General features: G+C 70.3%; 2 protein-coding genes. One reads left to right on the top strand and one right to left on the bottom strand.

Annotation, left to right across the window (positions count from 1 at the left end):
- Positions 1–14: 14 nt before the first annotated feature.
- Positions 15–1,223, bottom strand: coding sequence for a pectate lyase (locus AB0G02_RS36185; protein ID WP_360803786.1), 1,209 nt, complete (start codon positions 1,221–1,223; stop codon positions 15–17).
- Between the two features lie 178 nt (positions 1,224–1,401).
- On the opposite strand from AB0G02_RS36185, the gene AB0G02_RS36190 reads away from it, so the two are divergent.
- Positions 1,402–2,212: SDR family oxidoreductase (locus AB0G02_RS36190; protein ID WP_360803789.1), on the top strand; the 811-nt coding region annotated here is incomplete at its 3' end.

A 2,212-nucleotide genomic window follows, 5' to 3' on the forward strand; every position in this document is an offset into this window, starting at 1 on the left:
CCCGCACCGGCCGGCTACCGCTGGGTGATGTCGGAGGGCGAGTAGAAGCAGTTCGTGCCGTCCGCGCCCTCACCGATCTTCGTCGGCTCCGACCCCTTCGGCACGCCCTTGTACTTCACGCAGATCGACGTCGACCCGTACACCGTGATCCGCGAGAACCGCGCCGTGTCACCCCAGTTGGTGTTGATCCCCGCCAACGTCGAGGTCGACCGCGCCGTCACCCCGTCCATCACCACGTGCCGCTGGTAGGACGTCGAGCAGTTCCCGCACGCCCGGTACAGCTTCCCCGCGCTGTGCACCTGGAAGTTGCGGATCGTCACCGTCCCCGCACCGTTGTGCTGGAACACCTTGTCCGACGCCGACTTCGCCCCACCACCGTCCACCAGGTACGTCGCCGACGAACTCGACGACAGGAACGTCGCCGCGTCCTCGCCCACGTCGTTCCACCACACGTTGCGGATCGTGCACGACCCCAGGCAGTGGATCCCGTCACCCGCCGGCGCGTCCAGGATCACGTTCTCGATCGTCCCCCCGTTCGCCACCTCGAACATCGGGTCCTGACTCTCACCCTGACCACCGTCACCCACGCCGTAGTACCGCTTCATCCCACCGTTGAAGTACGAACCCACCGCCTTGGTCGTGGTCTGGTGCACACTCCCGGTGTCCGTCGGCCACGGACCATCACCGACACCGCCACCACCCGTGCTCGTCGTGGTGGTCGTCGTCCGACTGGTTGTGGTGGACGTCGAGGTCGAGGTCGACGTCGACGTGCTGCCGGGCGAGCCGGTGCACGTCACGCCGTTCACCTTGAACGAGCTCGGCGCCGGGTTCGAGCCGGACCACGAGCCGTTGAAGCCGGGCGTCACGGACGCGCCGGTGCCGAGGGAACCGTTCCAACTGGTATTCCGCACGGTCACCGTGCTGCCCGACTGGGTGAAGTCACCGCCCCACATCTGGTCGACGTGCTGACCGGCGGTGAACGTCCACTCCAACGTCCAGGTCGACAACGCGTCACCCAGGTTGGTGAGCGTGACGTTCGCGCCGAAGCCGCCGCTCCACTGGTTCGTCACGGTGTAGTCGACGCGGCAGCCCACGGCCGCGTAGGCGGTCTGACCGCCCGCCACCACCATCGCCGCGGCCATCGCCGCCACCGAGGTCGCGGCGGTGATCGCCGCGAGCCGCCCGGTGAGTTTCCTCTTGCGCGTGCCAGTGCGCAGATCCATGCGTCGCCTCCTTGCGAGCAGGAATGGTCGAACAGTTCTGGGAGCGCTCCCAAAAACCCTAACCCCGCCACGCGCGAATCGACAGAATGTTCATCGACGTGAATTCGGCCGGCGTCGGTTATCGTTTCGACTCATTCGACGAAAGGCGTCGAACAACAGCCGGGAGGGAACCCGCCGCATGTCGAACCGGCCACCGATCGCCGTCACCGGCGCCACCGGGAACATCGGCGGACGCGTCGCCCGCCGCCTCTCCGACGCCGGGCACGCCCAGCTGCTGCTGGTCCGCGACCCCTCCCGCGCGCGCGGGCTGCCCGGCGCGACGGCGACCCGGGCGGAGTTCGCGGACCGCGACGCCGTCCGCCGGGCGCTCGACGGGCTGCCGGTGGTGCTCATGGTGTCGGCGTCGGAGTCCGCGGACCGCCTGGACCACCACCGCGCCTTCGTCGACGCGGCGGCGGACGCGGGCGTCGGGCACCTGGTGTACACCTCGTTCGTGGGTGCGGCGCCGGACGCCACGTTCACGCTCGTGCGCGACCACTGGGCCACCGAGCAGCACATCCGCGCGAGCGGCCTGCGGTTCACGTTCCTGCGCGACAACCTCTACGCCGACTTCCTGCCCGGCATGGTCGGCGGGGACGGCGTGCTGCGCGGCCCCGCGGGCGACGGTCGGGCGGCCGTCGTGGCGCAGGACGACATCGCGGACGCGGCCACCGCGGTCCTCACCGACCCGGAGGCCCACGCCGGCCGCACGTACGACCTGACCGGCCCGGAGGCGCTGACGTTCCACGAGATCGCCGCCGTGCTGTCCGACGCCACCGGCCGGACGGTCACCTACCACCCGGAGACCGTCGAGGAGGCCTACCGCTCCCGCGCTGCCTACCACGCGCCGGACTGGCAGGTCGACGCCTGGGTGTCCACCTACACGGCCATCGCCGCCGGGGAGCTGGCGCACGTCAGCGACGCCGTCCCGACGTTGACCGGGCACCCGG

Origin of the sequence: Actinosynnema sp. NPDC023658, from assembly GCF_040639995.1 — a bacterium.
Classification (GTDB): Bacteria; Actinomycetota; Actinomycetes; order Mycobacteriales; family Pseudonocardiaceae; genus Actinosynnema.